Source organism: Paracoccus sp. SM22M-07, from assembly GCF_001887735.1.
Classification (GTDB): Bacteria; Pseudomonadota; Alphaproteobacteria; order Rhodobacterales; family Rhodobacteraceae; genus Paracoccus.
In genome coordinates, this window is the sequence record NZ_JPKW01000008.1 from 150,001 (window position 1) to 152,510 (window position 2,510).

The 2,510-nt window shown below is 55.1% G+C and carries 1 tRNA gene and 2 rRNA genes (1 of these 3 running past the window's edge); all 3 read left to right on the plus strand.

The features are described 5' to 3' along the window. A 23S ribosomal RNA gene (locus tag IE00_RS12945) occupies positions 1–2,171 on the plus strand (it extends 665 nt beyond the left edge of the window). 88 nt (positions 2,172–2,259) lie between these two features. Next, positions 2,260–2,374, plus strand: a 5S ribosomal RNA gene (rrf, locus tag IE00_RS12950). Between the two features lie 59 nt (positions 2,375–2,433). Then, positions 2,434–2,510 (plus strand) — tRNA-Met (locus IE00_RS12955).

Below are 2,510 nucleotides of genomic sequence, written 5' to 3' on the forward strand. Positions count from 1 at the left end.
TAAATGGGCGACAGAGTTAGACGGATCAGACCCGAAACCGAGTGATCTAGGCATGAGCAGGATGAAGGTACGGTAACACGTACTGGAGGTCCGAACCCACACCTGTTGAAAAAGGTCGGGATGACTTGTGCCTAGGGGTGAAAGGCCAATCAAACTCGGAGATAGCTGGTTCTCCGCGAAAGCTATTTAGGTAGCGCCTCGGATGTATTCCTTGGGGGGTAGAGCACTGCATGGATGATGGGGGCCCACAGCCTTACTGAGTCTAAGCAAACTCCGAATACCCAAGAGAACTGTCCGGGAGACACACGGCGGGTGCTAACGTCCGTCGTGGAGAGGGAAACAACCCTGACCAACAGCTAAGGCCCCCAATTCGTGGCTAAGTGGGAAAGCATGTGAGACTTCCAAAACAACCAGGAGGTTGGCTTAGAAGCAGCCATCCTTTAAAGATAGCGTAACAGCTCACTGGTCTAATCAAGAGGTCTTGCGGCGAAGATGTAACGGGGCTCAAGCCACGAGCCGAAGCTTTGGATGCACACTTGTTGTGCGTGGTAGCGGAGCGTTCTGTGATATAGAACGCTGCCTCTTTTGCGTCCTCGGATGCAACGGAGGCAATGTTCTGACTGTGAAGCCGGGCCGTGAGGCAACCGGTGGAGTGATCAGAAGTGAGAATGTTGACATGAGTAGCGACAAACAGGGTGAGAGACCCTGTCGCCGAAAGTCCAAGGGTTCCTGCTTAAAGCTAATCTGAGCAGGGTAAGCCGGCCCCTAAGGCGAGGCCGAAAGGCGTAGTCGATGGGAACCAGGTTAATATTCCTGGGCCAGGAGATGGTGACGGATCCCGAGGGTAGTTCGATCTTAACGGATTGATCGGGCTGCTTAGGGGTCCCTGGAAATAGCCCTCCACAAGACCGTACCCTAAACCGACACAGGTGGACTGGTAGAGAATACCAAGGCGCTTGAGAGAACCACATTTAAGGAACTCGGCAAAATACCTCCGTAAGTTCGCGAGAAGGAGGCCCGGTTTTTACGCAAGTAGAGGCCGGGGGCACAAACCAGGGGGTGGCGACTGTTTACTAAAAACACAGGGCTCTGCGAAGTCGTAAGACGACGTATAGGGTCTGACGCCTGCCCGGTGCCGGAAGGTTAAAAGGAGATGTGCAAGCATTGAATTGAAGCCCCGGTAAACGGCGGCCGTAACTATAACGGTCCTAAGGTAGCGAAATTCCTTGTCGGGTAAGTTCCGACCTGCACGAATGGCGTAACGACTTCCCCGCTGTCTCAAATGTGGACTCAGCGAAATTGAATTGTCTGTGAAGATGCAGACTTCCCGCGGTTAGACGGAAAGACCCCATGCACCTTTACTACAACTTCGCACTGGCATCAGGATTGCGATGTGCAGGATAGGCGGTAGGCTTTGAAGCGGGGACGCCAGTCCTCGTGGAGCCATCCTTGAGATACCGCCCTTCGCACTCTTGATGTCTAACCGCGGCCCGTTATCCGGGTCCGGGACCCTGCGTGGTGGGTAGTTTGACTGGGGCGGTCGCCTCCCAAACAGTAACGGAGGCGCGCGAAGGTTGGCTCAGACCGGTCGGAAATCGGTCGTTGAGTGCAATGGCAGAAGCCAGCCTGACTGCAAGACTGACAAGTCGAGCAGAGACGAAAGTCGGCCATAGTGATCCGGTGGTCCCGAGTGGAAGGGCCATCGCTCAACGGATAAAAGGTACGCTGGGGATAACAGGCTGATGATGCCCAAGAGTCCATATCGACGGCATCGTTTGGCACCTCGATGTCGGCTCATCTCATCCTGGGGCTGGAGCAGGTCCCAAGGGTACGGCTGTTCGCCGTTTAAAGAGGTACGTGAGCTGGGTTTAGAACGTCGTGAGACAGTTCGGTCCCTATCTGCCGTGGGTGTTGGAGACTTGAGAGGAGTTGCCCCTAGTACGAGAGGACCGGGGTGAACGAACCACTGGTGGACCAGTTGTCGTGCCAACGGCAGTGCTGGGTAGCTATGTTCGGACAGGATAAACGCTGAAGGCATCTAAGCGTGAAGCCCCCCTCAAAACAAGGTCTCCCTTGAGAGCCGTGGAAGACCACCACGTCGATAGGCCGGAGATGTAAGTGCAGCAATGCATTCAGTTGACCGGTACTAATGGCTCGATAGGCTTGATTTGATCCGGAAGAAGACAGACTTCTCGTCTTCATCCACATGCATCCTTGGACAACATGGGCAATAGCCCACGCTGAGCGTCTCTTTCCTGGTCTGGTGGCCCTAGCGCGAGCAAAACACCCGATCCCATCCCGAACTCGGCCGTTAAGTGCCGCTGCGCCGATGGTACTGCGTCTCAAGACGTGGGAGAGTAGGTCACCGCCAGACCTGGAAAGAGACGCAGATCCCTCTGAAACGATGAAAAATCCCGATCAGGACAAACTTGGCGCGGGGTAGAGCAGCCCGGTAGCTCGTCAGGCTCATAACCTGAAGGTCGCAGGTTCAAATCCTGCCCCCGCAACCA